Source organism: Ruegeria sp. HKCCA4008 (assembly GCF_013033125.1).
Classification (GTDB): Bacteria; Pseudomonadota; Alphaproteobacteria; order Rhodobacterales; family Rhodobacteraceae; genus Ruegeria.
The window spans coordinates 166,231-192,089 of record NZ_WQDM01000006.1 but is presented as its reverse complement, the minus strand read 5'-3'; the positions used below and the strand labels follow the sequence as shown (position 1 = coordinate 192,089).

Genomic DNA, 25,859 nt, shown 5'->3' with positions numbered 1-25,859 from the left:
AACAGATCAAGCGCGTGCGGGTATGGTTTTGCCGCGCTGCACCGCCGGGCGTTGCATGAACCGGTCGACATAGGCGACGACATTGGCGTAGTCGTCCCAGCCAACAACCTCTTTCGCGCCGTAGAAGTCCAGAGCATTCAACCAGGGGGCAAGAGCGATATCGGCGATGGAGTAATCGCCGGCGATCCAGTCGTTCCCTTCCAGTTGCGTGTTGACCACGTTCAAAAGGCGTTTGGCCTCGTTGATATAGCGTTCGCGCGGTCGGGGGTCTTCGATTTCGCTGCCCGCGAATTTGTAGAAGAAGCCAAGCTGGCCAAACATCGGCCCTACGCCCCCCATTTGGAACATCAGCCATTGTGTAATGCGATGCTTGTCTGCTGCGCTTTGTCCCAGCAACTTGCCCGATTTCTCGGCCAGATACAGCAGGATTGCCCCGCTTTCGAACAGGGTCAGCGGCTTACCGTCCGGCCCGTTGGGATCGATGATGGCTGGGATTTTGTTGTTTGGGTTCAGCGACAGAAACTCGGGGCTTTTGACATCCGCATCCGATAGCGTCACCAGATGGGGCTCGTAGGGCAGGCCGGTTTCCTCCAGCATGATCGATGCCTTGACGCCGTTTGGAGTCGGATAGGAATACAGTTGAATCTTGTCCGGGGATTGCGCAGGCCAGCGCGCCATGATCGGATGAAAGTTGTTGTCCAGCATTGGGGGCTCCTGTTTGGCTGTCCCTGTAAAAGCTAGGGGCCACGCCTGATTTATATAAGCCCTTGGCGATGTGCATTTCCGGTCAGGCCATGTTTTCTGGCGAACAAAGGGGAAATCCAACGCAACTCGCACCTAGACCGGAAGCCAAACTTGGCTCACAATCTGGTGACCCCCGCGAAAACCTCGCGGGTTTCTTGCTGTTGAAAGGAGATGGGCGTGGATGAGGTCGTAACACAGGTGGGCGCATTTGCCCCGCTGATCATGAGTGCCGTCAAGGCGCTTGTCGTTCTGATCCTGGGCTGGATCGTGGCTGGTGCAATCGGGGGCATGGTTCGCCGCAGGATCAATTCGACGCCGCATATTGATCCGACGCTTGGGAACTTTATGGCAAGCCTGGTCAAATGGGCCATTCTCGCCATGGTTCTGGTTGCCGTTCTGGGCATCTTCGGAATTGAAGCCACCAGCATCGTCGCCATTCTGGGTGCCGCGTCCTTGGCTATCGGCCTGGCGCTTCAAGGCACGCTCAGTGATCTGGCGGCCGGTGTGATGCTGGTTGTCTTCCGGCCCTACAAGCTGGGTCAATTCGTTGATATCGGCGGCACATCAGGCACCGTAAAGGACCTGAACCTGTTCACCACCGAACTGGTGACGCCGGACAACGTGCAGATCATCGTACCGAACGGTCAGGCTTGGGGCTCAATCATCACGAACTACTCTGCCCATGACACGCGTCGTGTCGATCTGGTGTTCGGGATTGATTATGGTGACAGCGCGGACAAAGCCATGCAGGTCATTCTGGATGTGGCCAAAGCGGACAGTCGCATTCACAGTGACCCGGAGCCCTGGGTTCGGGTTACGAACCTGGGTGACAGTTCGGTGGATCTGACGGCACGGCTGTGGTGCTCGGCGCCAGACTATTGGGATGTCAAATTCGAGTTGACGAAGACGATCAAGGAAGCCTTTGACGACAAGGGTATTTCGATCCCTTATCCGCATTCGGTGGAAATCCAGAAACAGGGGTGACGGCTCCCGCCCGTCGATCGGGCATTCGAAAATGCCCTCCTCCCGTTGGGCCGGGCACCGCGCAAGGGCGCGGTGCCCTTTTCTTTGTTCAAACCATCGCTTTGAGTCCGACCGCGCCACGCCTGTGGCGTGGCGCTATGCCCAACGCTGGAAATCGCTTTTCAAAAGCGATTTCAGGGGCGGGAGTGTTTACGACTTGACGATCACGTTGGGCGAGACGACGTCGATACCAAGGGCCTTGCCGACCGCATAGTAGGTCAGCTTGCCAGCGTGGACGTTCAGACCTTCCAGCAGATGCGGATCGTCCTGACACGCCTGTTTCCAGCCTTTGTCCGCCAGAGACAGCATGAACGGCATCGTGGCGTTGCCCAGGGCGATGGTCGAGGTGCGCGCCACCGCGCCCGGCATGTTGGCAACGCAGTAATGCATGATGCCGTCGACATCGTAGATCGGGTCAGCATGGGTGGTGGCTTTCGACGTCTCGAAGCACCCGCCCTGATCGATGGCAACATCGACAAGTACGGCACCGGGTTTCATCGTCGACAACTGGGCGCGCGAGACAAGTTTTGGGGCCGCAGCGCCGGGGATCAGAACGGCACCGATGACCATATCGGCATCCTGGATAAGCTCGGCCGTGGCACCAGCGGTCGAATACTGGTTCTTAAAGGTTCCGCCAAAGACGTCGTCCAGATAGCGCAGCCGCGGCAAGGAGCGATCCAGAACGATGACATCCGCGCCCATTCCAGCAGCGATCTTCGCCGCATGGGTCCCGACGACGCCGCCGCCGATTACGACCACTTTGGCAGGGCCGACACCGGGTACGCCACCCATCAGAACGCCGCGCCCGCCATTGGCCTTTTGCAGTGTCCACGACCCGACCTGAGGGGCCAGACGACCGGCGACTTCGGACATCGGTGCCAGCAGAGGCAGGCCGCCGTTTGCATCGGTCACAGTCTCATAGGCGATGGCAGTACAACCCGATTCCAGCAGGTCATGCGTCTGGTCCGGGTCCGGAGCCAGGTGCAGATAGGTGAACAGCAACTGCCCTTCACGCAGCATCTTGCGTTCCACGGCCTGGGGTTCCTTGACCTTGACGATCATGTCGGCGGTGGCAAACACCTCTTCCGCAGTGTCGATGATACGTGCGCCAGCCGCGACATATGCGTCGTTGTCAAATCCCGCGCCGATGCCTGCGCCGGATTCGATCAGAACTTCGTGACCACGTGCAACTGCTTCCTGAGCAGCATTGGGCGTCATCCCGACGCGGAATTCCTGGGGTTTGATTTCCTTGGGGCAACCGATTTTCATGGGGTTCTCCGTACATAAGCTGCTTAAATTATGTGCAGTTTGCAGTGCAATTTCTGTGAAAGAAAACGTGTCAGTACATTTTTCTTTGGAAGAATATCGCGTAATATACAAAAACCTTGCAAAGGAATTGCATGAATGAGCTTGGATACGACCGATCGCAAGATTCTGGCGGCATTGCAAAAAAACGGTAGGATGTCGAATTCGGAATTGTCTGAACAGGTCAACTTGTCTCCGTCGGCTTGCCACCGGCGTGTTCAGCGGCTGGAGGTTGAAGGCTACATTCGCAACTACGTGGCGCTGCTGGATGCGCGGAAGATGAACGTGCCGACAACGGTCTTTGTCGAAATCACGCTACAGGGTCAGGCCGAAGAGGTTCTGGATGCGTTTGAAAAGGCGGTGGCCCGGATACCGGATGTGCTGGAATGCCATCTGATGGCCGGTACGGCGGATTACATTCTGAAAGTTGTGGCGGAAAACACCGAAGATTTCGCCCGCATCCATCGGCAATACCTGTCGCGCCTGCCCGGGGTGGCGCAAATGCAAAGCTCGTTTGCCTTGCGTACCGTGTTCAAGACCACAGCCTTGCCCGTCTAATTGTCATAAAGGCCCGGGATAGGTGAACAGAAAAAGGTGGGTCAGGTTGAACCCGAAATGCATCATCACAGGCACCCACAGGCGTCTGGTTGCATAGTATCCCAATCCGCAGGCCAGCCCGAGAATGGAAGCAAAAACCACCAGCGCCGGACCCCCGGCGACATGGGCCAGCCCGAACAGCAGACTGGCTGCTATTACACTGCCAACGTCCCCCAGGCGCGGGGCGATGGCCGATTGCAGATAGCCACGAAAGAAGGCTTCTTCCGTCAGGCAGGTCAGAAACAGGTTGGACAGGGCAAATACCAGCCACCAGGGCGGGATCGCAAATTCCGGGCGCACCGCGCCGAAGGAAAGCCCCAACAGAAACAGCCCCGGCAGGAGCAGCAACCCTGCCAGCAAGGCCGTGCGATTGATCTGCGTTTTGCCGCGCAGCATCCCGGGCCAGGCCAGAAGTACGGCAAAGAAGACCATCGGTTTGTCCAGGTTCAGATGCAGGGTGAAACTGGCGCTTCCCGCGCCTGCCTGTACCTGATCCAGAATTTTCAAATTTTCGAACCCCGGCAGCAGATGTGCACCCATCACCAGACACCACAGGATCAACAACAGGTGCCCGGCGACAGCAGGCCATCCTTTCAGATGGGGCAGCAATGAAGCTCCGACCAGACCAAAGGCCGCCGCAGCGATCGCCATGGGTGACATCAATCCTGTCGCCGAGGCAATGCTGATGAACAACGCCAGTAACGACAAGCCGATGCCTGTCCGCCGGGTCAGCACCATCAATTGCGCTGATATCAGAACAAGCCAGGGCCAGATCGCGGGCATCACGGAAAGAAGGAATGTCACAATCGCCTCGTCTTTGTCATGCGCACCGTGATGCCGCACCAAAACGAGGCAATGCAAGCATCCGTGGCCAAGCGCAATGCATTGCGTCAATTCAGACGCTTGTATCCCGCGGGCCAGATGTACAAATTCAGGGGAAAGACCGTATACCCGCGCTGGACCTGATTTGCAGGCACGACAACAGCCGCAGGACTCGTGACCCTAGCGTCAATTTATCTGGTGGCATCAGGTTGTTACACGGGCCCGATATGGTCCGAACCCGAAGACCGAGAAGGAGCTGACCTTGGACAACGAAAACACTGGCGCCCCCAAAGACTGGCTGGAAGCCGAGCTGGAGGACACGCTGGACGAAGATTTCGAGATAGAATTCAGTGAGCCGATGCTGTCGATGGAAGTCCGGAAAATCTATCGGGAACAGCATCCGGACATGTTGGATCGCAAGGTTTACTTCCGCAACCTGCTGCGGCTGCAAGCCGAACTGATCAAGGTTCAGGACTGGGTACAGCATACCGGAGCCAAGGTCTGTATCCTGTTTGAAGGCCGTGACAGTGCCGGTAAAGGGGGCGTGATCAAGCGGATCACCCAGCGTCTGAACCCGCGCGTCGCGCGCGTGGTGGCGTTGCCGGCGCCCAGCCGCCGAGAGCAAAGCCAGTGGTATTTCCAGCGCTACGTACCGCATCTGCCGGCGGCGGGTGAAATCGTTCTGTTCGACCGCTCCTGGTACAACCGGGCCGGAGTCGAGCGGGTGATGGGTTTTGCGTCCGAGGACCAGGTTGAACAATTCTTTCAGGACGTTCCGGAATTCGAACGGATGCTGGTGCGGTCAGGGATCATTCTGCTGAAATACTGGTTCTCGATCACGGACGAGGAACAGCAGTTGCGATTCCTCATGCGTATTCACGACCCGATGAAGCAATGGAAGCTGTCACCGATGGATCTTGAATCCCGCATCCGCTGGGAATCCTACACAAAGGCCAAAGAGGATATGCTTTTCCGAACGAATATCCCCGAGGCCCCGTGGTACATCGTCGAAGGCAATGACAAAAAACGCGAAAGGCTAAACTGTATCGAGCATCTTTTGACAAAAATCCCATACGAGGACGTGCCTCAGGAAAAGGTCAATCTGCCCGACCGCAAGTACAACCCGGAATATGAACGCCGCGTTTTGCCGGATGAGCTTTACGTACCAAAGATCTATTGAAGCAAAACCAGGCTCTGAGCCGGATTATGCGAGGCCGACACGGCCGGCCTCGCACAGGGTCAAATGATCAGGCTGCATCCATCATGCAGTCAAAGTGGAAGAAGTTGACCATTGTGATGTCACAGTCATCGACGTCGGCTGTTTCGGTGCCCGCAGGCTCGGATTCCGTTTCCGGCGTGACGTCGGCGGTCGGCATCATGTCGATATCATCGGTGTCTGCCACGTCCGTGTCGCCGTTCATATCGTCACCCCAGTTGAACTCGTCAAACTGCGCTTGCAGGTTTTCGAGGAAACTGGCAATTTCATCCAGGAAGGCCTGAACGTCAAAGCAGAACGTCTCGGCCTCACCCCCGTCAACCACGTCCACGTCCGGCGTTTCGAGTTCCGGCTCTTCGGTCTCGGTGACGTCGGTGTCGGGTGTTTCGGGCTCCGGTTCCTCGGTCTCGGTGACGTCGGTATCGGGCGTTTCGGGTTCCGGCTCTTCGGTTTCGGTGACGTCGGTGTCGGGTGTTTCGGGTGCCGGCTCTTCGGTTTCGGTGACGTCGGTGTCAGGTGTTTCGGGTTCTGGTTCTTCGGTTTCGGTGACGTCGGTATCGGGTGCTTCGGGTTCTGGTTCCTCGGTTTCGGTGACGTCGGTGTCGGGTGTTTCAGGTTCCGGCTCTTCCGGAACGGCAACTTCGTCCGGTGTGGTTGGCGGAACGGGCGGTGTGTTCGTATTGCCGTTGTCCAGCATGACTGCCGCGTCGGTTGCGGCAAAGTTCTGGGTGACCATCACCGCATCAAAACCCTGCATATCGCCGGTTTCGATACCGATTCCGATATATTTGAAATCCGGGTTCAGAATATTGGCGCGGTGGCCCGGGCTGTTCATCAGGTTCTGGTGCAACTGAGCCACGTCATCGCTGATGCCGGGCTGTCCGCGTTCGGACTGCCATGCGATGTTTTCGCCGGTCCGCCAGTTGCCCTCAAGATCGAACCCGGCGTTTTGCATCCGCTGAGTCGCACTGGAACCGCCCGAGCCGGTGTGGCTGAACGTGTCTGTGTCCAGCATCCAGGTGCTGTGATCTTCGGATGAATCGTTCAGCTGTGTCTCAAGCTGAAGCGGGTTGAGCCCGCGGGATGTGCGTTCCTGGTTTATCAGCTCCAGCATCTCGCGTTCGAATGTACTTGCAGTCGACATTTTTGCCTCCGTTTGTGTTTGTGCCCTTCCGGACGGGCTCACTTAGAGGTCGGGATATCGACGGTGGTAGAGGGTGTTTCACCTCAGGCGAGTTTTGGCAACGCGATGCTACCGATGCGGGATTCGCTGCGCTGCAAAATGCCGGGCAAAATGTTGCTGGCGAGGAAATGGCGGCTTGTCGCACAGCCGGTACCACGAGTCGGCGGATTGAAACCGATCGCCGAAACGACAAACCCCCGGGCGATGCCTCGGGGGTCGTCAAATAGTGTCATCCAAAGCTGGACGAGACCAAAGGTCTTAGAGCAAACCTTCGCGCTGTGCTTTCTTACGTGCCAGTTTACGGGCACGACGGATCGCTTCAGCCTTCTCGCGCGCTTTTTTCTCGGACGGTTTCTCGAAATGTTGCTTAAGCTTCATTTCACGGAACACGCCTTCGCGCTGCAGCTTTTTCTTCAGGGCACGAAGCGCCTGATCGACGTTATTGTCGCGAACACTAACCTGCATGTGGTTGTCACCACCTTTCTAGATAGAGTTGCAAGGAAATTGCAGGAGTTGGCCGTATAGCAAAGCCGCCCTAACTTGTCTAGTACTGGGCCCGACAACCGGAGAACCGCCATGACGACCACATATGAAGATGCAAAACAGCAGCTTTTGGATGCGATGCTGATCCATGTTCCCTTCGACGGGTGGTCGGAATCCAGTTTCCGCGCCTCCATTTCCGACTGTGGTCTGGATGACGGTCTGGCACGCGCGATTTGTCCGCGCGGCGCGGTGGATCTGGCGCTGGCCTACCACGCGCGCGGGGATCAGGCGATGCTGGACCGCATCAAGTCCGAGGACCTGAGCGAACTGAAATTCCGCGACAGGATTGCAGCTGCGGTTCGGTTCCGGTTGCAGGCCGTCGAGGACAAAGAACTGGTGCGCCGGGGCATGACGCTGTTTTCCTTGCCGACACATGCGGCCGACGGTGCCAAGGCGGTTTGGCAGACCTGCGATCTGATCTGGGACGCGCTGGGCGACAGCTCGGATGATGTGAACTGGTACACGAAGCGGGCCACTTTGTCGGGTGTCTATTCCTCGACCCTGCTGTTCTGGCTGGGCGATGACAGCCCGGATCATCAGAACACGTGGGAGTTTCTGGATCGCCGGATCGCTAATGTCATGGAGTTTGAAAAGCTCAAGGCGCAGTTGCGCGACAACCCGGTGTTGAAACCGTTTCTGGCGGTTCCGAACTGGCTGGCGGGTCAGGTGAAGGCTCCGGTCAAAATGCGGGCCGATCTTCCGGGAATGCTGAACCCCCGAAAGTAGTGCGTCTTGGTGCTGGGCCTTGGCCCTGATGCCTGCTAGGCATTGGGCAAAGGAGGTGCCTATGACCCAGATGATGCGCGCTGTTGAGATCACCGAACCGGGTGGTCCCGATGTTTTGCAACTGACCGAGCGTCCGATTCCCGAACCGGGTGCGGGGCAGGTCGTTCTGAAAGTGGCCTATGCCGGGGTGAACCGCCCGGATGCGTTGCAGCGCGCGGGCGCTTACGATCCGCCGCCCGGTGCCAGCGACCTGCCGGGGCTTGAGGCTTCGGGCGAAGTGGTCTCGGTCGGGGCCGGGGTCGAAGGACTGTCCGTCGGGGATCAGGTCTGCGCGTTGCTGCCGGGCGGCGGCTATGCCGAATATGTCGCCACTCCTGCGGCCCATTGCCTGCCGGTTCCTGCCGGCATGGGAATGAAAGAGGCGGCCTGCCTGCCCGAGACCTTTTTCACCGTGTGGTCCAACGTGTTTACGCGGGGCGGGCTGAAGGCCGGTGAACGATTTCTGGTCCATGGCGGCTCGAGCGGGATTGGCACGACGGCCATCCAGTTGGCCAATGCCTTTGGCGCCCGCGTTTTTGCCACCGCAGGGTCGGATGAAAAATGTCAGGCTTGCGTCAAGCTGGGTGCGGAAAGGGCGATCAACTACCGCGATGAGGATTTTGTGGCCGTCATACGGGCCGAAGGCGGGGCAAACCTGATCCTCGACATGGTCGGAGGCGACTATATCCCGCGCAACGTCAAAGCTTTGGCCGAGGATGGGCGGCTGGTCCAGATCGCCTTCCTGCAAGGCCCGGTGGTCGAGCTGAACTTTGCCCTCATGATGGTCAAACGCCTGACCCTGACCGGCAGCACCCTGCGCCCGCAAAGCGATCTGGCCAAGGCCCGGATTGCGCAGGACCTGCGCGAAGCTGTCTGGCCTCTGCTTGAGGCAGGCAAGGTTGCGCCTGTCATGGACAGCGAATTTGATCTGGCCGAGGCTGCGGCCGCCCATGCACGCATGGAAAGCTCGGGCCATATTGGCAAGATCGTCCTGCACGTCGCGGGCTGAACTCTGCGCGCGCGGGGCAGACCCGCGCGTTCACGCAACCGCGCGGCGGTACAGGTGCCATGTGGCATGGCCCAGAACCGGCATCACTATGATCAGGCCCAATAGCATCGGCACGGCACCCAGAAACAGAAGGGCCGCCACGATGAAACCCCAGGTCAAGATGACGCCGGGGTTGTGACGCAACACGCGAAACGACGTCACGACCGCCACCGGCAATCCGACTTGCCGGTCCAGAAGCAACGGAAAGCTGACGACGCTGATCGCCAGAGCGCAAAGAGCGAACACGAACCCAACGGCGAGTCCGACAACCATCATGGTCCAGCCGGCAACCGTAGTGACGGCCTGCTTGGCAAAAGTGCCAAGTGACGCGGGGGCTTCTGGCCCCATTGTGTGCGTATAGATGCTCTGCGCCACCATCAGCCAGATCAGCAGAAGCATCACCAGATAGAAGCCCAAAACCAGAATTGCGCCGAAAGCCGGAGAGCGGAATACACCGAACGCATCCAACCAATGCACCGTGCTGCCTTGTTCTCGTTTGCGGCTGATCTCATACAGCCCCACAGCTGCGACTGGACCGATCAAGGCAAAACCGGCGACCAGAGGCGCCAGAAGTGGCACCATGTTGACGTTCAGGGCAAAGCCGAACATCAAAAGCCCCGCGATCGGGTAGATCAGCACAATGAATATGGCATCCGCCCGTGTTTCGACAAAGTCGTGATACCCCGCCTTCAGGCAGGCGCGCAGATCTTGCATCGTCAATGTCTGCACCATCGGCAAATGCGTGGTATCCGCGCTTCCGAGTTTTGAAACGCTGTCCGAGACATGATCACTGGCCGCCCCAAGATTCTGGGCTGCCCAACTGATCGGATTTCCGATTGTTTTAGCCATTTTCATCCCCTTTCCTGGCGAGGTGCGCGCCGCGGAATGGATCCGGCATTAAGTTGTCCGTGGCCGGACCAGCCGACAACGCCTGATCGCAGTATAGCACAGTTTGGCGGAATCCTGATCAACACTCTGATATCTGACGATTGCTCCGCATCGCAGTCATGTTAGCTTGATGTCAGGCAAGAGGAGGTCAGGATGCAGACAATAGCGAAAACGGTGGTATTGCACGAATTCGGCGGGCCCGAGGTTCTGCGGATCGAAGACAGGCCATTGGGCGACCCCGGACCGGGTGAAATACGTATCCGTCATCATGCCTGCGGTCTAAACTTTATTGATGTTTATCAACGCACTGGATTGTATCCCCTGGAGGTCCCCCATGCTTTGGGGATGGAGGCGGCGGGTGTCGTCGAAGCCGTCGGGGAAGGGGTAACGCACCTGAAACCCGGTCAACGGGCCGCGTATGCCGCAGCCCCACCCGGCGCGTATTGCGAGGCCCGCGTAATGCCTGCGGCACAGGTGTGCCCTTTGCCGGATGGCATCTCTTTCGACGCTGCTGCGGCAATGATGTTGAAGGGTTTGACGGTTGAATACCTGTTTCACCGAACCACTCCGCTGAAACGCGGGGATACGGTGCTGTTCCACGCAGCGGCGGGTGGGGTCGGACTGATCGCCTGTCAATGGGCGAAGTCAGAAGGGATCACTCTGATTGGCACGGCGGGAACCGACGAGAAGTGCAGCCTTGCCCGGTTCAACGGGGCCGCGCATTGCATCAACTACCGCTCTGAGAATTTCGCCGAACGGGTGGCCGAGATCACCAAAGGCAAGGGTGTGGATGTGGTCATGGATTCCGTGGGGGCGGACACGTTCGACGGATCGTTGAACTGCCTAAAACCCTTGGGAATGATGATTTCCTTCGGCAACGCCTCAGGGCCGGTGCCGCCATTCGATATCGGTGTTCTGGGCAAGAAAGGATCGCTCAAGATTACCCGCCCCACTTTGTTCACCCATATTGCGGACCACTCCATCTGTCAGGCAATGGCGCGCCGCTTGTTCGGCAAGGTCGAGGGCAGAGAGGTCAAGATCCACATCGATCAGCGCTTTGCGCTGGATCAGGTGGCCGATGCACATCGCGCGTTGGAAGCGCGGCAGACGACCGGCAGTACGATTCTGGACCTTTGACGCGAAACCCGGCCTGTCAGGCCGGGTTCAACTTTATCCGGAGTGCCGTTCAGAACCGGTAAGAGACACGAACCTGCAATGTGGTTGCGTCGACATCCACATTGTTTCCGTTGAAGTTATCGAATTCGTGATACAGAAGTTCTCCGCCAATACTCACATTTGGGGCCACGATCTGTTCATAGCCTGCGCCGATGAACCACCCGTCATCACTGCCCAGGGTGTCGGTGCCCGCTTCGGCGTAGCCTGCCGTGCCGTACAGCAAACCTTGCGGGTTTACCTTGTAGCCGGCGCGCGCCTTCAACCGCCAGACATCTTCGACAGTTGCGGCGCCGGACAGGCCCACGTCAGTCCAGTCATAGTCAAATCCGCCGCCAACGACCCAGTCGCCCAGATCATAGTCGTAGCCCAGGATGATACCACCGATCGCGCCATCGCCATCGACACCGGACAGGTTGGTGTCTACATCGGCATAACCCAGTTGCAGACCGCCATAAAACCCGGTCCAGTTGCCCGAGGATTGTGCCATTGCCGATCCCGCGACCACGGTTGCGACAGTAGTGATGAGAGCCAATTTCAAAGTCATCTCATTTCCTTTCGATTGTCACTCTGCTCCAGTGAAATTTGGTTCACTTATGCAGACAGTTACGATCCGCGAACGTCATCGGATCAGTGATACCTACGAACCCCTGCCCGAATTCTGGCTCTGAAACGTGAAAAGACACGCCGGGGGGCCTTTGAAATCGGGCACTTCTGATACTGATGAGATAGGTAGAGATGAGAGGTCTTCAAACGATATGCGGCGGCGGAACATTCCGCCGCCGACACATCTGAAGATTTAGGCGGATTATTGCTTTTGCAATTCAGCAGGGGTCTTGTCCGCGATGTTTTCCCAGTTTGCACTTGCGCTTTCGATAAAGCCCGGGATGTCGCCTTCCCAACGTTCCTGGATGTCTTCCGACAAGTTCAGGTACAGTTTGTTGTCGACGATTTTCCAGTGGTTCGGGTCACCGTCGAACTTGAAGCCCATGGCTGTACCAAAGGCGCAATAGCCGCCGTATGCAGGCAGGTAAGCTTCCGGGTTGGCTTCGAAGGCGGCTTTGTTTTCCTCGGACGAGAAACGGTACAGCGCATCGTCGTGCAGCGCGGTGATGCGATAGTCGCCCTTGGTCGCTTCACCGACGGTGAAATAGGCAACGGGGTCATAACCCTGCATGGCCAGACCGGTCGAGCTTGCGTTGATGTCCACTCCAGCGGCCAGAGCGGATGTTGCCAGCGCAACGGACAGAGCGACGCCACCGATCAGAGATTTAAACTTGTTCATTGTTCCACCTTTCGTGAAAGGAGCCTCGTCTGTGTGCGGATCGAAGGCCCCGGATTGTTGTCCTGTGTGGCCCGTAATTGACCGTCACGACAGCGATCTGGGAAGCAGGCGGATCACGTTCAAAACAATGAATCGTGATTGTGCGTCAAAGAGGAACGTCTGTTCAAAAATGCAGGCCTGACATTACGCGTCCGGTTCAAAATCCAGAACAAACGCGATGACTTTGCTGGCCGCCATTTCACAAGGCCTCAGCAGCGCGCCGCTGATGCGTGTCTGATACAGGTTCATGCTGATATAGTCGGTGCCGCCCAGCTCGCGCGCAACCAGCTTGTGGGATTTTCCCTTTGCCATCTGTTGGCGCACGACGACATAGCGCCGATCCCCCGATGTACCGGTAAAACTACCCTCGGGCAGTGCGAAAAACGCGGAAACGAAAGCGTCCGGCGGTGTCACGACTTTCCGATTTTCGGTTCAGTCCCGGCCTTGATCCGTGCGACGTTGGTGCTGTGACGCCAATAGATCAGAAGGGTCAGGATAATCCCAAGGATAAAGGATTGTCCGTTTGTCAGAACCAGCACCCAGGTCGTTGAAAGCGCGGCCGCGGCCAGTGCGCCGACCGAGGATATCCGCCAGATCGCCGCCGCCACCAGCCAGCTGAGACAGCACGCAACTCCGACGCGCCAGTCCAGCGCCAGCCAGAGGCCCAGAAAGGTGGCCACGCCTTTTCCGCCCTTGAAACCCAGCCAGATGGGAAAGCAATGACCCAGAAAGGCAAAAAGGGCTGCGATCTGCGCGGCGTCTTCTCCGGCATAAGCACGGGCAATCAGAACCGCCGCCGCGCCCTTGGCTGCGTCGAACAGCAAGGTCAGCGCCGCGGCGGCTTTGTTGCCGGTGCGCAGGACATTGGTTGCGCCGATATTTCCGGATCCGATTTCGCGCAGATTTCCCAGCCCCATGACCTTTGCAAGCAGCAGGCCGAAGGGAATGGAGCCCAAGAGATATCCAACCACCGCCCACTGGAGCAGTTCGCTGGTCGAGTTGTCGATCGGGGGCATCAGGAACTCCGGAACACTTCTTTACCTGCAACATAGGTCGAAATGACCTTACCTTGCATCCGCTGGCCGTCAAATGGCGTGTTCTGAGATTTGGATTTTAAGGCAAAGCGATCAAGCACAAAAGGCACATCCGGGTCGAACAGAAGCAGATCCGCCGGCGCGCCTTCCGACAATCGGCCGCTTTCCAGACCAAGCCGTTTGGCCGGGTTCAATGCCATCGCCCGGAACAGGGTCGGAAGGTCCAACTGGTCGGCATGATACAGGCGCAATGCCGCCGGCAAGAGCGTTTCCAGCGCCACCGCGCCCGAGGCGGCCTCTTCAAACGGCAGGCGTTTGCTTTCTTCGTCCTGCGGCGTGTGCATCGAACTGATCGTGTCGATCAGGCCGGTGCGCACCGCCTCGATCACCGCCTGCCGGTCATCCTCGGACCGCAGCGGAGGCTTGACCTTGAAGAAGGTACGATAGTCGGCCACGTCCAGTTCGTTCAGCGTCAGGTGATGGATCGAGGTGCCGGCAGTGATGTCCAGCCCGTTGCGCTTGGCCCGTTCCAGCGCGGGCAGGGCGCGGGCGGTGGTGATCTGGTCGGCGTGATAGGCCGCGCCCGTCATTTCCAACAGCGCGATGTCACGGTCCAGCCCCATGCGCTCGGCCATGGGCGAGACCGCAGGCAATCCGCGCAGGGCGGCGAATTTGCCGCTGGTGGCCGCGGCGCCATGGCTCAGGCCCGGATCTTGCGGGTGGGCAATCACCAGCGCGCCGCAGGATTTCGCATAGGTCAGTGCGCGGGAAAACACCTTGGTATTGGTGATGACGTGATCGCAATCGGTAAAGGCCACGGCGCCTGCGTCCTGCAAGAATCCGATTTCCGTCATCTCACGCCCTTCGCGCCCCTTGGTCAGCGCGGCCATCGGCAGCACGTTGACCGGCGCATCCGCCTGCGCGCGCCGGGTCGCGAATTCCAGCGTTTCCGGCGTATCGACCGCGGGCAGTGTATCCGGGCGGGTGACAATGGTGGTGACACCACCGGCTGCGGCAGCGAGGCCTGCGGATTTGTAGCTTTCCTTGTGCCGTTCGCCCGGCTCACACACCTTGACGCCGATATCGACGATGCCGGGGGCGAGGCACTTGCCCCCGCAGTCGATGACCTGGGCGTCAGCAACGGGCGCGTCCCCGCTGCCCTTGCCGTGAATGAGGCCGTCGGCAATGTGCAACCAGCCGGGACTGTCCGCGCCGGTTTCAGGGTCGATCAGGCGGGCATTGGTGAAGATCAGGGCGGTCATGTATGGGTCTCTCGGGCTTGGGTCAGCGCTGCCAACGCGGCATCCGGGTCGGGCAGATGGTCGAATCTGAAAAAGGGGTGGCGGTTAAAAACCACCGCTGAGGGCACAGTGCGGAAATCCAGGAACCGGTTGATTTCCAGTTTCTTGGTTTTCAGTTCTTTGTTGACTTGCCACGCGTTCTGCGGCGTCACAACATAAACGCGTTGCGAGCGAACAAAGCGGTCCGCCCACATCACGAATGCCAGCACGCCCGTGCAACTGATCAGCTTCCAGAAATCCCGCACCGAGTCGACAATCCACGGGCTGGCGAACCACGCCAGACCGACAGCGCCGATCAGAATCCTGTAGGACCAACCAAGATGAGGCGGAAAAAACCCGTTATGCGGCCGCCCGAACCATAGAACCTGTTCGCCCTCTGGTATCTTCTCACGCCACCATTCGTCGCTCATCCCATCGCCCTTTCAATCGCGGCTTTGGTGGCGGCCGGGTCTGACTGGTACTTGATCAGATGCTTGTCGCCGGTTTTGGTGACAACCTGGACGAAGCTGCCCATGATATTCACGGCGGTGATCTGGTTCAGCGGCACGCTGCGTCCACCGGGACCGGTCAGCGCGGTGTCTGACAATTGCCAATTCGAGACCAGTTCTTCCGAGGCCAGATACCACGCGCGAAAGCCGATGGCGGCAAGGCCAGCTGGGGCTCCGGTCCAGACGTAAGGATTGCCGATCAGCCACAGCACGGCCATCCCGCCGGCCATGGCAACGGCAGCCAGCCATGCATTTGTGCGGATATAGGCCCCTTTGTCCGGGGCGAAGATCACAGGATCAGCCATAAGATGCCTCCGATGACCACAAGCGCGACCAGTGCCAGAATGGCAGATCCGACGCGGCGGGGGGTGTCACCCGCTGTGACGGTTTGCGGGGCGGAAAAGGGTTTGGCGCTTTCGGTTTCGATGATCCCCCCGGTCCAGTTCGTGGCCTCTTCCGTGAACAGGCCGATCAGGCGCAGGCGCGGATCGGGGTTCAGCGTCGCCGGGTGTCCGTTGAAAGCCGCGCTGCGAAGGACCATGACCCAACCGTCGACAGAGGCCAGAGCGTTCCGGTCCAGCTGGTCCGCAGACACGCCGCAGCCCTCGGTCAGGTAGCCGTACAGGCCGAGCTCTTCGAGGTCGGAGACCGGGAAAATATCGATATGGCTGGGGTCCAGCCCGTCGACCCCAAGCACCTGATCGGCGGCACCCGGTTCGCGCAGGAACTTCGCCTCTTCCGGGCGCATGTCCAGCGTGAACAGGCGCAGAACACCGCGTTCGTGGGGGGCGACGGTCAGATCGCTCATACGGCCTCGCGCAGGTTGCGGGCCAGCAGATCCATCGCGGCCATGCGGACGGCGACGCCCATTTCCACCTGTTCCTGAATGACGGATCGGTTGATGTCGTCCGCCAACGTGCCGTCGATCTCGACCCCGCGGTTCATCGGGCCGGGATGCATCACGATCGCGTCCGACTTGGCCTGCGCCAGCTTTGCGGCGTCCAGCCCGTAGCGGTGGTAATATTCGCGTTCCGAGGGGATGAACCCGCCATCCATCCGCTCTCTCTGAAGGCGCAGCATCATGACGACGTCGACGTCCTTGAGGCCCTCGTTCATGTCGTCATAGATCTCGGCCCCGAACTCGGCGAACTGGCTGGGCACCAGCGTCGGCGGGCCAATCAGGCGGATGCGGTTTTCCATCTTGCCCAGCAGGATCAGGTTCGATCGGGCGACGCGGGAATGGGCGACATCGCCGCAAATGGCAATGTTCAGCCGGTGCAGGCGGCCCTTGGCGCGACGGATGGTCAGGGCGTCCAGCAGGGCTTGCGTGGGGTGTTCATGCTTGCCGTCACCGGCGTTCAGAACGGCGCAATTGACCTTTTGCGCCAGCAGATCGACTGCGCCGGAATGCGGGTGCCGCACCACCAGAAGATCCGGGTGCATCGCGTTCAGCGTCATCGCGGTGTCGATCAGGGTCTCGCCCTTTTTGATCGAGCTGGCCTGCATCGCCATGTTCATCACATCCGCACCCAGACGCTTGCCCGCCAGTTCGAAACTGGCCTGCGTGCGGGTCGAGTTTTCGAAGAACATGTTGATCTGGGTCAGCCCCGACAGAACGTCCGAATGCTTGGTTGACTGGCGGTTCATGTCGACATAGGTCTCGGCCAGATCCAGAATGTCGGTGATATCGGATTGCGACAGATGCTCGATGCCAAGAAGGTGACGATGGGCGAAACGCATGGGCGGGCTCCTGTCTGACAATCGCGCCGCTTATAGGAAGCCGGGCGGCGCAAGGCAACCTAAGGTTCCGTACCCTCAGGCAGTTTTTCGCAGCCGCCTTCGGGCAGGCATTGCTCGCCCGGCTTGCACCACTTGCCATAACCACAGTCGATGGCCTTGATCGGTACGCAGCCTTGATGCGCCGAGCATTTGAAACCGGGGCGGCATTGTGATCCGGTTTCCTCGCACAGGAACCACCCCGGACGAGAGCAGCCCCCGCCGGGCAGGCAGGCCGAACCGCGCGCGCAGGTTCTGCCATCAGCACATGTGGCCGGTGGTGTCGTATCCAGTTCGGGTGCGCTTCGTTCACACTCGCCACGGCCATTGCAGAAACTGTCGCCCGGACAATCCAACCGTGATGCGCATTTGTTCAGGCCTGCGGGCGCGCATCTGAGTCCACCGGCAACGCAGCGTTCGAACGGACCGCAACTGCGCCCGCCGCCGCAATAGGTGCCGCCCAGTGGAATGCAATGGCCATCAAAACTGCATCTTTGCCCGCCTGAACAACATGTGCTGCCACATTTGAACTGACCCGCACGGCACTGCCCGTGTTTGTCATGAAATGTGGCCCATGCCGGATCATCGGTGACAACCAGCACTAATCCAATGATGAGGAATCGCAGAAATCTGAGCATCGCATGCCGATGGTCGGCGCGACAGAGCGACCGATCAAGCCCTATTCGCTTTCCCTCAGCCCTCAGGCGGGTAAGTTATCCCTATGGAATCGGGCTTGGACTATTATTCTGCGCGGGCGCTGCTGGAATGGCAGATCGAACTGGGTGTGACCGAGGCAATCGGTGATGTGCCGGTTGACCGGTACGCGTTGCCCGACACCACGGCCAAACCCAGGAAACCGGAAACGCCCCCCGCCGCCCCGGCTAAGCCCAGCGATTTGGACCCGGTAGCAATCGCGGGATCCGCAGCACGGGGCGCGGGATCGCTGGATCAGCTGCGCGCAGCGATGGACGCGTTCGAGCATTGCGAGCTCAAGCGCGGTGCGCGGCAGTTGGTCTTTGCCGACGGGACCCCCGGCGCGCGCGTGATGATCATCGGCGAGGCGCCGGGTCGCGATGAGGATCGCGAGGGCAAACCCTTTGTCGGCCGTGCGGGTCAGTTGCTGGACCGGATGCTGGCGGCAATTGATCTGGATCGTCGCGAGAATGTCTATATCACCAATGTGCTGCCATGGCGGCCCCCGCAGAACCGCGACCCCAAGCCCGAAGAGATCGGGATGATGAAGCCGTTTCTGGAACGCCACGTGGCCCTGGCCAGACCCGAGGTTCTGGTTGTGATGGGGAATATCAGCTGTCAGGCGGTGCTGGGCAAACGCGGCATCACCCGCCTGCGCGGCAAATGGGATCAGGCAATGGATCTGCCGGTGATTCCGATGTTCCACCCGGCTTACCTGCTGCGACAACCGCAGATGAAACGGCAGGCCTGGGCGGATCTGCTGGAACTGAAAGCGCGGCTGCGAGGTGCAACATGAAGGTTCTGGCATTCTCAGATCTGCACATGGCGCGCAACCGGGCAGCCGATCTTGTTGCCGCCAGCGCCGAGGCTGATCTTGTCATCGGTGCCGGTGATTATTGCAATTCGCGTCGGGGGCTGGACGAGGCGATGCAGATGCTGTCCGGCATTTCGGCCCCGCTGGTCCTGATCCCGGGAAACGCGGAAAGTGCAGAAGAGCTGGGCAATGCGGCCCCGGACGGTGTCCATGTCCTGCATGGGTCTGGCATGACCATAGACGGCTTGCGCTTGTTTGGTCTTGGCTATGGCGTACCACCTACTCCGTTCGGAGACTGGTCCTGTGACCTAACGGAAGGTGAGGCGACCGAGATGCTCGACCGGTGTGAAACGGCTGATGTCCTGATCGTTCATTCTCCGCCCAAAGGGTATGGGGATCAGACATCGCAAGGCCTTTCGGTCGGATCGACTGCCATACGGGATGCGGTGGAACGCCTTCAGCCGGGATTTGCGTTCTTCGGTCATGTGCATGAAAGCTGGGGCTATCGCGGGTCCTTGGGGCGAACGCATTTGGCCAATCTGGGCCCGATGCCAAGTTGGTTTGAGGTGGATGCGTGATCGAATTCCAGACTTTGCTGGTCTTTGTTCCAGCGGCACTGGCACTGAACCTGACGCCCGGTGCTGATATGATGTTCTGCTTTGGCCAAGGGCTGCGATCCGGGGCGTGGCCTTCGGTATCGGCAAGCGCCGGCGTGTCCGTGGGTTCGATGATTCACGTGCTGCTGGCAGGGCTTGGGCTGGGCGCTGCGGTGTCGGCGCTGCCCTGGCTTTTCGAAGTGATCCGCTGGATGGGTGCCGCTTATCTGATGTATCTGGCTTGGGGTGCGGTCCGGCATGGAGCTTCGACGGGGGATGCGCCTGTGCGGTCGACGCGCATGGCCTTTCGGGATGGAATGTTGGTCAACCTGACCAATCCCAAGGTCATTCTGTTCGTGCTGGCGTTCATACCGCAATTCGTCGACCCGACCGCGGGATCGGTTCTGGCGCAGTTCCTGATCTTCGGGCTGATCATCGCGTTTGGCGGGTTCTTGGTGAACGGGCTGGTCGGAATTTTTGCCGGCGGGGCAGGCAAGGTGCTGATCGGCAACCCGCGCGCCTCGCGTATTATTGGTTGGATCACGGGGGGTATTTTTTCCGCCCTCGCGATCCGGCTTGTCATGATGGAAAGGGCCTGACGCAAGATGTCGCGCATTGACGAAACCAAGGAGTTCATCCCCGTCAGAATTGCCGTTCTGACCGTGTCGGACACCCGATCGTTGGACGAAGATCGCTCGGGGCAGACATTGGTGGACCGGATCGAAAAAGCGGGCCATGTGGTCGCGGATCGCCAGATCATCCGGGATGAGCGCGACCAGATCGCCGACCAGTTGCGGGCATGGGTGGCGGATGAGCGGATCGATGTCGTGATCTCGACCGGTGGAACGGGTCTGACCGGGCGGGACGTGACGGTCGAGGCGCATCGGGACGTGTACGAAAAAGAGATCGACGCATTCGGCACTGTCTTCACCATCATTTCGATGGAAAAAATCGGCACTTCGGCGGTGCAGTCCCGTGCAACCGGGGGGGTTTCGGGGGGAACATACCTTTTTGCATTGCCCGGCAGCCCAGGGGCCTGCAAGGATGCGTGGGATGGGATTTTGGAAAAACAGTTCGATTACCGGCATCGCCCCTGCAATTTTGTGGAAATAATGCCCAGATTGGACGAACATCTGCGACGGAAGTAGACTGGTCGTACGTTCAATTCCGTATAACCGCTTTGTGGCTTGGCATAATTCGTGATCCGGCTACATGTTGTGGACGGCAGCTTGGTGCAACCGGGGTAACTGTTTGATGCGATTTCTACGGCAGAGTCTTGTCGGTATCTTTCTGGCGTTCCTGACGCTTGCTCTGCTGTTTGTTGCCGCGCAGATCATCATGGGTGCCGTTCAGGACGTCCTGACGCGTGAGAACCAGGCGCCCGCCGCCCGCGAACGGGTCTTTGCGGTTGCCGTACGTCAGGCCGAAGCGGAAACCGTAATCCCATATCTCGAAGCATTCGGAGAGGTCCAGAGCCGGCGTAGGCTGGAATTGCGCGCGGCACTGGGTGGCCGCGTTGTCGCCCTGGCAGAGGATTTCGTGGATGGCGGAACGGTGACTGCCGGGGAAGTTCTGGTTGAACTGGATCCGGCGGATGCCCAATCCGCGCTGGATCGGGCCAAGTCAGATCTTTTGGACGCACAATTCGAAGAACGTGATGCCGAACGGTCTTTGCTGCTGGCGCAGGACGAATTGAAATCGGCCGAGGCGCAAGCCGAACTGCGGGAACGGGCGCTGCAACGGCAACGCGATCTGGAGTCCCGAGGGGTAGGCGCCGCCGCCAGCGTGGAAGAGGCGGAACTGGCGGCTGCTTCGGCACAACAGGCCGTTCTGGCGCGCCGTATCGCGCTTGCACAGGCTGAATCCCGCGTCGATCAGGCAACGACGTTGTTGGCGCGGGCGGTGATCGCCTTGGAGGCAGCCGAACGCGATCTTGACGATATGACCATTCGGGCCGGATTCAGCGGTACGCTGACCGATGTGACGCTTGTGGAAGGGCGGTTGGTGTCGGCGAATGAAAAACTGGCTGAACTGGTTGATCCAAACGCTCTTGAAGTGGCGTTCCGGGTGTCGACGGCACAATATGTACGTCTGTTGGACGAGAATGACAGGCTGATCAACGCACCGGTCACGGTTTCGCTTGAGGTGACGGGCACCGATCTGACCGCGACTGGTCATATCAGCCGCGACAGCGGCTCTGCGGGCGAGGGTCAGACCGGACGACTGATCTATGCGCGTCTGCAAGAGGCATCCGGTTTCAAGCCCGAAGATTTCGTCACCGTCTCGGTTCAGGAACAACCGCTTGCCAATGTGTTCCGCTTGCCGTCTTCGGCATTGGACGCATCGGGAACGGTTCTGGTGCTGGGTGCGGATGACCGCCTGGAAAGCTTGCCGGTGCAGCTTGTCCGCAGACAGGGTGACGAGGTTTTGCTGCGGGGCGACGGGTTGGAAGGGCGCGAGGTTGTGATCGGACGCACGCCGTTGCTTGGATCTGGCGTGCGGGTGCGGCCCTTGCGGCTTGAGGCCGGGGCAGACCCGGGCATGGTCGAACTTTCAGATGCGAAACGCGCTGAACTCGTGGCCCGGGTCGAGGCCAACGAATCCATGCCTCAGGATGAGAAAACTCAGGTTCTCGGTCAGTTGCGCGAAGCGCGCGTCCCTTCATCTCTGGTGCGGCGCATTGAAACCAAGGCCGGGGGCTGAGCGTCATGATGCGCGAGATACCTGGCGTAGCGGGTGGCCTTCTCAGTTATTTCACACGGCACCGGACGGTCGCCAATTTGCTGCTGCTGGTGATGCTGGTTCTGGGTGCAGCGGCTATCCCGAACATGCGGGCGCAGTTCTTTCCGGATGTCATTCTGGAACGGGTTGATGTCACCGTCTCGTGGGAAGGTGCAGGCCCCGAGGACATGGATGCCGGTATCGTGCAGTTGCTGGAACCTGCGCTGCTGGCCGTTGAAGGGGTAACCAGCACCGAGGCCAGCTCACACCCAAGTTGGACCCGCGTCAGACTGGAGTTCGAGCCGAACTGGGATATGTCCCGCGCGGTCGAAGACGTCCGGACCGCGATTGACGGTGTGACGGATCTGCCCGAAGGCTCGGAAGAACCTGAAATTCGGCGCGGCGCTTGGCGGGATCGGGTGACGGATGTCGTTATCAGCGGTCCCACCGACACCAATCAACTAGCGAAGCTGACGGATGAGTTCATCAACCGTTTGTTTTCGGCAGGGGTTACGCGAACCGAAATCAGGGGCATTGCCGCGCCCCAGATCATTGTCGAGATCACCACGGCGCAATTGATCGCCAATGACATCACTATGGAAGAGATCGCGTCGGCGATTGCGGCCGAGGTCAGCACCGATCCCGCTGGTGAGGTTGAGGGCGCAGGTGCGCGTATCCGGGCCGGAACCGAAAAGCGGACCCCGGAGCAGATCGAAGACATCGCGCTGCGGACCTTTGCCAACGGGTCGAAGCTGAAGGTCGGTGATATCGCCAGGATTCGGGTCGAAGGTGTCACACGGCATCGCAGTTATTTCGTCGGTGACGATCCGGCCATGTCCATCCGGGTCGACCGGTCAAATCTGGGCGATGCGATAGACATCCAGCACACGGTCGAAGATGTTGCCCGTGAAATGCAGGCCAGCTTGCCCGAAGGTGTGAAGATTGAGCTGATCCGCACCCGCGCCCAGGCCATAACCGACCGATTGAACATTCTGGTCAACAACGGGTTGATGGGTCTTGGCCTTGTCGTCTGCCTGCTGTTCTTGTTCCTCAATGCGCGCATCGCCTTCTGGGTTGCGGCGGGTATCCCCGTGGCGATGTCGGCCGCAATCGCATTGATGTATCTGGGGGGCTTGTCGCTGAACATGGTCTCGCTGTTCGGCCTGATCATCACGCTGGGCATCGTGGTTGATGACGCCATCGTGGTGGGGGAACACGCGGATTTCCGCGCCCGGCGTTTGGGTGAGCCGCCTGTTGTGGCTGCGGAACGTGCGGCGCGGCGGATGGCCATGCCGGTGCTGGCTGCGACTGTCACGACGGTAATCGCGTTTTTCGGTCTGACCCTGGTGGGCGGACGTTTCGGAGAATTGATCCGCGACATTCCCTTTACGGTGATCGCCGTTTTGATCGCTTCGCTGGTCGAATGCTTTTTGATCCTTCCCAATCACATGGCGCACGCCATCGCGCATTCGGCCAAGGAACACTGGTATGACCTGCCAAATCGGGTCGTCAATCGTGGTTTCCGTTGGGTTCGGGATCACCTGTTCCGCCCCTTGATCGCCTGGGTGATATGGGCGCGCTACGTCGTCGTGGCGCTGATGATCGCAGTACTGGCCAGCCAGGTGGCACTGTTCATTCGCGGCGACGTGAATTGGCGTTTTTTCAATGCACCAGAGCGAAGTTCCGTGACCGGCGGCTTTATCATGCGCGAAGGTTCGACGCGATCGGATACGCTGGAAATGATGCGCCTTCTGCAACAGGCGGTCAATGACCTGGGCCAGATCTACGAAGAGCGTCATGGGCGCAATCCGATCGACTATGTCCTGGCCGAGGTTGGCGGCAATGCAGGCCGACAGCTGGCTGCTGCGGATGGCAAGGATGGCAGTTTGTTGGGGGGTATCTCGATCGAACTCATCGATGCCGATCTGCGCCCTTATTCGAGTTTCGAATTCGTCGGAGAGTTGCAGGAATTCGCGCCGCGCCATCCCAAGCTCGAAGTGATCAGCTTCCGGGGGTGGCGGTCCGGCCCGGGTGGCGACGCCATCGACGTGCAGTTTTTCGGCTCTGACGTGAGCGTTCTCAAGGCCGCGTCCGAAGACTTGCAGGCCGAGCTGTCGAAATTTCCCGAAGTCTCGGCGCTGGAAGACAACCTGGCTTATGACAAGGAAGAGTTCATCCTGGACCTGACTGCACAGGGAGAGGCGCTGGGTTTCCGGATAGAAACGCTTGGTCGCGCCTTGCGCAATCGCCTGAACGGTATCGAAGCGGCAACTTTCCCGGACGGGCCACGCAGTGCCGAGATCCGTGTGGAACTGCCTGAAGGCGAACTGACGGCTGATTTCCTCGAGCGTACGCTCATGCGGTCTCCTGACGGGGTCTACGTACCGCTGGCCGACATCGTTTCGGTCGAGCGTGAATCCGGTTTCTCGACGGTTCGGCGCGAAAACGGCCTGAGGGTTGTTTCGGTCTATGGCGACATCTCGGAAGATGATCCGACACGCGCGGCTGAAATCGAACGGGCGATGCAGGAAGAAATCCTGCCGAATATCGCGGCCGAACGGCAAGTCGAGTGGCGCATGTCGGGCCTGAGCGAACAGGAAAATGAATTCCTTGCCGAAGCCCGCACCGGTTTGATCCTGTGCCTGACAGGTATCTACCTTGTTCTGGCCTGGGTGTTCGCCAGCTGGACACGGCCAGTGGTTGTCATGGCAATCATACCCTTTGGCCTCGTTGGTGCGATCTGGGGCCACTACATCTGGGATGTGCCGCTCAGCATGTTCACGGTGGTCGGGTTGCTGGGCATGACGGGGATCATCATCAACGACTCGATCGTTCTGGTGACGACGATAGATGCGTATCAAAAAGACCGTGGTCTGGTTCCGTCCATTGTCGAAGGGACCGCAGACAGGTTGCGTCCCGTGATGCTGACCACTTTGACCACGGTTCTTGGACTTGCGCCGTTGCTTTACGAAGGCTCGCAACAGGCGCAATTCCTCAAGCCGACCGTGATCACGCTGGTTTACGGGCTTGGGTTCGGGATGTTGCTGGTTTTGATCCTGGTGCCTGCTCTGCTGGCGATTCTCAATGACGTGGCGCGTCCGATGACAGCCATGCGCCGTGCCGCGCGGGCACCCGACCGGGTGGTTCGCGGGGCGCTGGCGGCAACCGGGGCCGCTTTGGCTGTTTGGTTCGGCCTGACGATGATTTGGCCTGCGGTTACAGGCGCGCCGCTTGGCGTGCTGCAAGGCCTCTATGCGGGCGGAGATGGCATTGCGGTGCTGCGAATGGGTTTGGGTGCATTCCTGGCCGGGGCAATTCTGATCGTGGTCCTGAGCGTGGTCCTGTCAGGTTTGCTTTATGGGCGGCTGACAAGATCGGCCGATGCCTGATCCGCGCGGATCGCGTGTTCCAAAAGGTCGATGACCCGCGCGCTCATCGGCAGGTCGCCCCGGCGTATCTGCTCGATCGCAAACCAGCGGGCATCCAGCGCGTCGTCGCCAGCTTGTGGTGTGCCGGAGCGATAGCGGCAGGCAACGCCGACCAACAGGTAATGGGACAAAACCTGCCCCGCCTTGTCATGACGCAGCAGATCCAGATTTCTCAGGTAATGAGACGGTTCCGCAATCACCGAGGTTTCTTCCCGCAACTCGCGCTGCGCCGCTTGCAGAACGGTTTCACCCCACTCTACGTGGCCGCCGGGGAACCCCCACAGGCCCTTGTCCGGCTGTTTGCTGCGCTGAACCAGAAGAACCTTGTCCTGATGCAGAACTACCGCCAACGCACCGATCTTGGGGGATTGGCTCAT

General features: G+C 59.5%; 30 protein-coding genes. 12 read left to right on the top strand and 18 right to left on the bottom strand.

Features of this window, described 5'->3' with window-relative positions:
- Positions 1–6 precede the first annotated feature (6 nt).
- Positions 7–705 carry a glutathione S-transferase family protein gene (locus GOW60_RS14680; RefSeq protein WP_171229842.1) on the bottom strand — a complete coding sequence of 233 codons (699 nt, stop codon included), beginning with the start codon at positions 703–705 and terminating at the stop codon, positions 7–9.
- A gap of 216 nt (positions 706–921) precedes the next feature.
- On the opposite strand from GOW60_RS14680, the gene GOW60_RS14675 reads away from it, so the two are divergent.
- Positions 922–1,728, top strand: a complete 807-nt coding sequence (locus GOW60_RS14675; protein WP_171229841.1) for a mechanosensitive ion channel domain-containing protein — start codon at positions 922–924, stop codon at positions 1,726–1,728.
- A gap of 189 nt (positions 1,729–1,917) precedes the next feature.
- Here GOW60_RS14675 and ald read toward each other — a convergent pair whose 3' ends face one another.
- Positions 1,918–3,036, bottom strand: coding sequence for an alanine dehydrogenase (ald, locus tag GOW60_RS14670; RefSeq protein ID WP_171229840.1), 1,119 nt, complete (start codon positions 3,034–3,036; stop codon positions 1,918–1,920).
- Between the two features lie 135 nt (positions 3,037–3,171).
- On the opposite strand from ald, the gene GOW60_RS14665 reads away from it, so the two are divergent.
- Entirely contained in the window at positions 3,172–3,630 is a 459-nt protein-coding gene (locus GOW60_RS14665) for an Lrp/AsnC family transcriptional regulator (RefSeq protein ID WP_152456756.1), read from the top strand.
- 3 nt (positions 3,631–3,633) lie between these two features.
- Here the strand turns inward: GOW60_RS14665 and GOW60_RS21440 are convergent, their stop codons facing one another.
- The gene (locus GOW60_RS21440) at positions 3,634–4,473 is read right to left on the bottom strand and encodes a CPBP family intramembrane glutamic endopeptidase (protein ID WP_171229839.1); all 840 of its coding nucleotides are present in this window, start codon (positions 4,471–4,473) and stop codon (positions 3,634–3,636) included.
- A gap of 280 nt (positions 4,474–4,753) precedes the next feature.
- Here GOW60_RS21440 and ppk2 point away from each other — a divergent pair, with 280 nt between their 5' ends.
- On the top strand, positions 4,754–5,671 hold the full coding sequence (gene ppk2 / locus GOW60_RS14655; RefSeq protein WP_371419726.1) for a polyphosphate kinase 2: 918 nt from the start codon (positions 4,754–4,756) through the stop codon (positions 5,669–5,671).
- A gap of 67 nt (positions 5,672–5,738) precedes the next feature.
- Here the strand turns inward: ppk2 and GOW60_RS14650 are convergent, their stop codons facing one another.
- The 3 genes from GOW60_RS14650 to rpsU form a co-directional block, all read right to left on the bottom strand.
- Positions 5,739–6,851, bottom strand: a complete 1,113-nt coding sequence (locus GOW60_RS14650; protein WP_254443967.1) for a CAP domain-containing protein — start codon at positions 6,849–6,851, stop codon at positions 5,739–5,741.
- Positions 6,852–6,934: 83 nt separating this feature from the next.
- Positions 6,935–7,123, bottom strand: a complete 189-nt coding sequence (locus tag GOW60_RS14645; RefSeq protein ID WP_171229838.1) for a hypothetical protein — start codon at positions 7,121–7,123, stop codon at positions 6,935–6,937.
- 25 nt (positions 7,124–7,148) lie between these two features.
- Positions 7,149–7,355, bottom strand: a complete 207-nt coding sequence (rpsU, locus tag GOW60_RS14640) for a 30S ribosomal protein S21 (RefSeq protein ID WP_005614280.1) — start codon at positions 7,353–7,355, stop codon at positions 7,149–7,151.
- A 111-nt stretch (positions 7,356–7,466) separates the two neighbouring features.
- Here rpsU and GOW60_RS14635 point away from each other — a divergent pair, with 111 nt between their 5' ends.
- Both GOW60_RS14635 and GOW60_RS14630 read left to right on the top strand, forming a co-directional pair.
- Positions 7,467–8,159 carry a COQ9 family protein gene (locus GOW60_RS14635; protein WP_171229837.1) on the top strand — a complete coding sequence of 231 codons (693 nt, stop codon included), beginning with the start codon at positions 7,467–7,469 and terminating at the stop codon, positions 8,157–8,159.
- 61 nt (positions 8,160–8,220) lie between these two features.
- Positions 8,221–9,207: an NAD(P)H-quinone oxidoreductase gene (locus GOW60_RS14630; RefSeq protein ID WP_171229836.1), complete on the top strand. Its 987-nt coding sequence runs from the start codon at positions 8,221–8,223 to the stop codon at positions 9,205–9,207.
- Between the two features lie 30 nt (positions 9,208–9,237).
- Here GOW60_RS14630 and GOW60_RS14625 read toward each other — a convergent pair whose 3' ends face one another.
- Positions 9,238–10,095: a DUF2189 domain-containing protein gene (locus GOW60_RS14625; RefSeq protein ID WP_152456761.1), complete on the bottom strand. Its 858-nt coding sequence runs from the start codon at positions 10,093–10,095 to the stop codon at positions 9,238–9,240.
- Positions 10,096–10,287: 192 nt separating this feature from the next.
- Here GOW60_RS14625 and GOW60_RS14620 point away from each other — a divergent pair, with 192 nt between their 5' ends.
- Complete coding sequence (locus GOW60_RS14620; RefSeq protein ID WP_171229835.1) at positions 10,288–11,271, top strand: quinone oxidoreductase; 984 nt, start codon at positions 10,288–10,290, stop codon at positions 11,269–11,271.
- Between the two features lie 49 nt (positions 11,272–11,320).
- On the opposite strand, the gene GOW60_RS14615 is transcribed toward GOW60_RS14620, so the two are convergent.
- From GOW60_RS14615 to GOW60_RS14570, 10 genes are all read right to left on the bottom strand, one after another.
- Positions 11,321–11,854 (bottom strand): outer membrane protein, encoded by a 534-nt coding sequence (locus GOW60_RS14615; RefSeq protein ID WP_171229834.1) that lies wholly within the window; start codon positions 11,852–11,854, stop codon positions 11,321–11,323.
- Between the two features lie 261 nt (positions 11,855–12,115).
- Positions 12,116–12,592 (bottom strand): YHS domain-containing (seleno)protein, encoded by a 477-nt coding sequence (locus tag GOW60_RS14610; RefSeq protein WP_171119757.1) that lies wholly within the window; start codon positions 12,590–12,592, stop codon positions 12,116–12,118.
- A 183-nt stretch (positions 12,593–12,775) separates the two neighbouring features.
- Positions 12,776–13,045 (bottom strand): hypothetical protein, encoded by a 270-nt coding sequence (locus tag GOW60_RS14605; RefSeq protein ID WP_171229833.1) that lies wholly within the window; start codon positions 13,043–13,045, stop codon positions 12,776–12,778.
- Complete coding sequence (gene plsY, locus GOW60_RS14600; protein WP_171206089.1) at positions 13,042–13,647, bottom strand: glycerol-3-phosphate 1-O-acyltransferase PlsY; 606 nt, start codon at positions 13,645–13,647, stop codon at positions 13,042–13,044. The genes GOW60_RS14605 and plsY overlap by 4 nt, the downstream gene beginning before the upstream one ends.
- On the bottom strand, positions 13,647–14,927 hold the full coding sequence (gene pyrC, locus GOW60_RS14595) for a dihydroorotase (protein WP_171229832.1): 1,281 nt from the start codon (positions 14,925–14,927) through the stop codon (positions 13,647–13,649). Before pyrC ends, plsY begins: the two co-directional genes overlap by 1 nt.
- The gene (locus GOW60_RS14590) at positions 14,924–15,376 is read right to left on the bottom strand and encodes a hypothetical protein (protein ID WP_171229831.1); all 453 of its coding nucleotides are present in this window, start codon (positions 15,374–15,376) and stop codon (positions 14,924–14,926) included. The genes pyrC and GOW60_RS14590 overlap by 4 nt, the downstream gene beginning before the upstream one ends.
- Positions 15,373–15,759 carry a hypothetical protein gene (locus GOW60_RS14585; protein ID WP_171229830.1) on the bottom strand — a complete coding sequence of 129 codons (387 nt, stop codon included), beginning with the start codon at positions 15,757–15,759 and terminating at the stop codon, positions 15,373–15,375. The genes GOW60_RS14590 and GOW60_RS14585 overlap by 4 nt, the downstream gene beginning before the upstream one ends.
- Positions 15,744–16,262, bottom strand: a complete 519-nt coding sequence (locus tag GOW60_RS14580) for a hypothetical protein (protein WP_171229829.1) — start codon at positions 16,260–16,262, stop codon at positions 15,744–15,746. The genes GOW60_RS14585 and GOW60_RS14580 overlap by 16 nt, the downstream gene beginning before the upstream one ends.
- Positions 16,259–17,194, bottom strand: a complete 936-nt coding sequence (locus GOW60_RS14575; protein ID WP_171229828.1) for an aspartate carbamoyltransferase catalytic subunit — start codon at positions 17,192–17,194, stop codon at positions 16,259–16,261. The genes GOW60_RS14580 and GOW60_RS14575 overlap by 4 nt, the downstream gene beginning before the upstream one ends.
- Positions 17,195–17,253: 59 nt before the next feature.
- Positions 17,254–17,868: a scavenger receptor class F, member 2 gene (locus tag GOW60_RS14570; protein ID WP_171206084.1), complete on the bottom strand. Its 615-nt coding sequence runs from the start codon at positions 17,866–17,868 to the stop codon at positions 17,254–17,256.
- Positions 17,869–17,951: 83 nt separating this feature from the next.
- Between GOW60_RS14570 and GOW60_RS14565 the strand changes: the two genes are divergently transcribed.
- The 6 genes from GOW60_RS14565 to GOW60_RS14540 all read left to right on the top strand — a co-directional run bounded on the left by GOW60_RS14565 (position 17,952) and on the right by GOW60_RS14540 (position 25,443).
- Positions 17,952–18,719, top strand: coding sequence for a uracil-DNA glycosylase family protein (locus tag GOW60_RS14565; RefSeq protein ID WP_171229827.1), 768 nt, complete (start codon positions 17,952–17,954; stop codon positions 18,717–18,719).
- On the top strand, positions 18,716–19,315 hold the full coding sequence (locus GOW60_RS14560; RefSeq protein WP_171229826.1) for a metallophosphoesterase: 600 nt from the start codon (positions 18,716–18,718) through the stop codon (positions 19,313–19,315). The genes GOW60_RS14565 and GOW60_RS14560 overlap by 4 nt, the downstream gene beginning before the upstream one ends.
- A complete protein-coding gene (locus GOW60_RS14555; RefSeq protein ID WP_171229825.1) occupies positions 19,312–19,932 on the top strand; it encodes a LysE family translocator in 621 nt (206 codons plus the stop codon). The genes GOW60_RS14560 and GOW60_RS14555 overlap by 4 nt, the downstream gene beginning before the upstream one ends.
- A 6-nt stretch (positions 19,933–19,938) precedes the next feature.
- Entirely contained in the window at positions 19,939–20,481 is a 543-nt protein-coding gene (gene moaB / locus GOW60_RS14550) for a molybdenum cofactor biosynthesis protein B (RefSeq protein WP_171229824.1), read from the top strand.
- Positions 20,482–20,587: 106 nt separating this feature from the next.
- A complete protein-coding gene (locus GOW60_RS14545; RefSeq protein WP_171229823.1) occupies positions 20,588–22,036 on the top strand; it encodes an efflux RND transporter periplasmic adaptor subunit in 1,449 nt (482 codons plus the stop codon).
- 5 nt (positions 22,037–22,041) lie between these two features.
- The gene (locus tag GOW60_RS14540; RefSeq protein WP_171229822.1) at positions 22,042–25,443 is read left to right on the top strand and encodes an efflux RND transporter permease subunit; all 3,402 of its coding nucleotides are present in this window, start codon (positions 22,042–22,044) and stop codon (positions 25,441–25,443) included.
- Here GOW60_RS14540 and GOW60_RS14535 read toward each other — a convergent pair.
- Positions 25,410–25,859, bottom strand: a complete 450-nt coding sequence (locus tag GOW60_RS14535) for an NUDIX hydrolase (protein ID WP_171229821.1) — start codon at positions 25,857–25,859, stop codon at positions 25,410–25,412. The genes GOW60_RS14540 and GOW60_RS14535 overlap by 34 nt on opposite strands.

Excerpts from the sequence above, each read along its gene's own strand:
- GOW60_RS14610 (WP_171119757.1), bottom strand. The coding sequence starts at position 12,592 with ATGAACAAGTTTAAATCTCTGATCGGTGGCGTCGCTCTGTCCGTTGCG.
- pyrC (WP_171229832.1), bottom strand. The coding sequence starts at position 14,927 with ATGACCGCCCTGATCTTCACCAATGCCCGCCTGATCGACCCTGAAACC.
- GOW60_RS14565 (WP_171229827.1), top strand. The coding sequence starts at position 17,952 with ATGGAATCGGGCTTGGACTATTATTCTGCGCGGGCGCTGCTGGAATGG.
- GOW60_RS14615 (WP_171229834.1), bottom strand. The coding sequence starts at position 11,854 with ATGACTTTGAAATTGGCTCTCATCACTACTGTCGCAACCGTGGTCGCG.
- GOW60_RS14560 (WP_171229826.1), top strand. The coding sequence starts at position 18,716 with ATGAAGGTTCTGGCATTCTCAGATCTGCACATGGCGCGCAACCGGGCA.
- GOW60_RS14585 (WP_171229830.1), bottom strand. The coding sequence starts at position 15,759 with ATGGCTGATCCTGTGATCTTCGCCCCGGACAAAGGGGCCTATATCCGC.
- GOW60_RS14665 (WP_152456756.1), top strand. The coding sequence starts at position 3,172 with ATGAGCTTGGATACGACCGATCGCAAGATTCTGGCGGCATTGCAAAAA.
- GOW60_RS14620 (WP_171229835.1), top strand. The coding sequence starts at position 10,288 with ATGCAGACAATAGCGAAAACGGTGGTATTGCACGAATTCGGCGGGCCC.
- GOW60_RS14540 (WP_171229822.1), top strand. The coding sequence starts at position 22,042 with ATGATGCGCGAGATACCTGGCGTAGCGGGTGGCCTTCTCAGTTATTTC.
- GOW60_RS14625 (WP_152456761.1), bottom strand. The coding sequence starts at position 10,095 with ATGGCTAAAACAATCGGAAATCCGATCAGTTGGGCAGCCCAGAATCTT.
- GOW60_RS14580 (WP_171229829.1), bottom strand. The coding sequence starts at position 16,262 with ATGAGCGATCTGACCGTCGCCCCCCACGAACGCGGTGTTCTGCGCCTG.
- GOW60_RS14570 (WP_171206084.1), bottom strand. The coding sequence starts at position 17,868 with ATGCTCAGATTTCTGCGATTCCTCATCATTGGATTAGTGCTGGTTGTC.
- GOW60_RS14535 (WP_171229821.1), bottom strand. The coding sequence starts at position 25,859 with ATGAGCCAATCCCCCAAGATCGGTGCGTTGGCGGTAGTTCTGCATCAG.
- GOW60_RS14630 (WP_171229836.1), top strand. The coding sequence starts at position 8,221 with ATGACCCAGATGATGCGCGCTGTTGAGATCACCGAACCGGGTGGTCCC.
- GOW60_RS14545 (WP_171229823.1), top strand. The coding sequence starts at position 20,588 with ATGCGATTTCTACGGCAGAGTCTTGTCGGTATCTTTCTGGCGTTCCTG.
- plsY (WP_171206089.1), bottom strand. The coding sequence starts at position 13,647 with ATGCCCCCGATCGACAACTCGACCAGCGAACTGCTCCAGTGGGCGGTG.
- rpsU (WP_005614280.1), bottom strand. The coding sequence starts at position 7,355 with ATGCAGGTTAGTGTTCGCGACAATAACGTCGATCAGGCGCTTCGTGCC.
- GOW60_RS14680 (WP_171229842.1), bottom strand. The coding sequence starts at position 705 with ATGCTGGACAACAACTTTCATCCGATCATGGCGCGCTGGCCTGCGCAA.
- GOW60_RS14590 (WP_171229831.1), bottom strand. The coding sequence starts at position 15,376 with ATGAGCGACGAATGGTGGCGTGAGAAGATACCAGAGGGCGAACAGGTT.
- ald (WP_171229840.1), bottom strand. The coding sequence starts at position 3,036 with ATGAAAATCGGTTGCCCCAAGGAAATCAAACCCCAGGAATTCCGCGTC.
- GOW60_RS14575 (WP_171229828.1), bottom strand. The coding sequence starts at position 17,194 with ATGCGTTTCGCCCATCGTCACCTTCTTGGCATCGAGCATCTGTCGCAA.
- moaB (WP_171229824.1), top strand. The coding sequence starts at position 19,939 with ATGTCGCGCATTGACGAAACCAAGGAGTTCATCCCCGTCAGAATTGCC.
- GOW60_RS14635 (WP_171229837.1), top strand. The coding sequence starts at position 7,467 with ATGACGACCACATATGAAGATGCAAAACAGCAGCTTTTGGATGCGATG.
- GOW60_RS14645 (WP_171229838.1), bottom strand. The coding sequence starts at position 7,123 with ATGACACTATTTGACGACCCCCGAGGCATCGCCCGGGGGTTTGTCGTT.
- GOW60_RS14650 (WP_254443967.1), bottom strand. The coding sequence starts at position 6,851 with ATGTCGACTGCAAGTACATTCGAACGCGAGATGCTGGAGCTGATAAAC.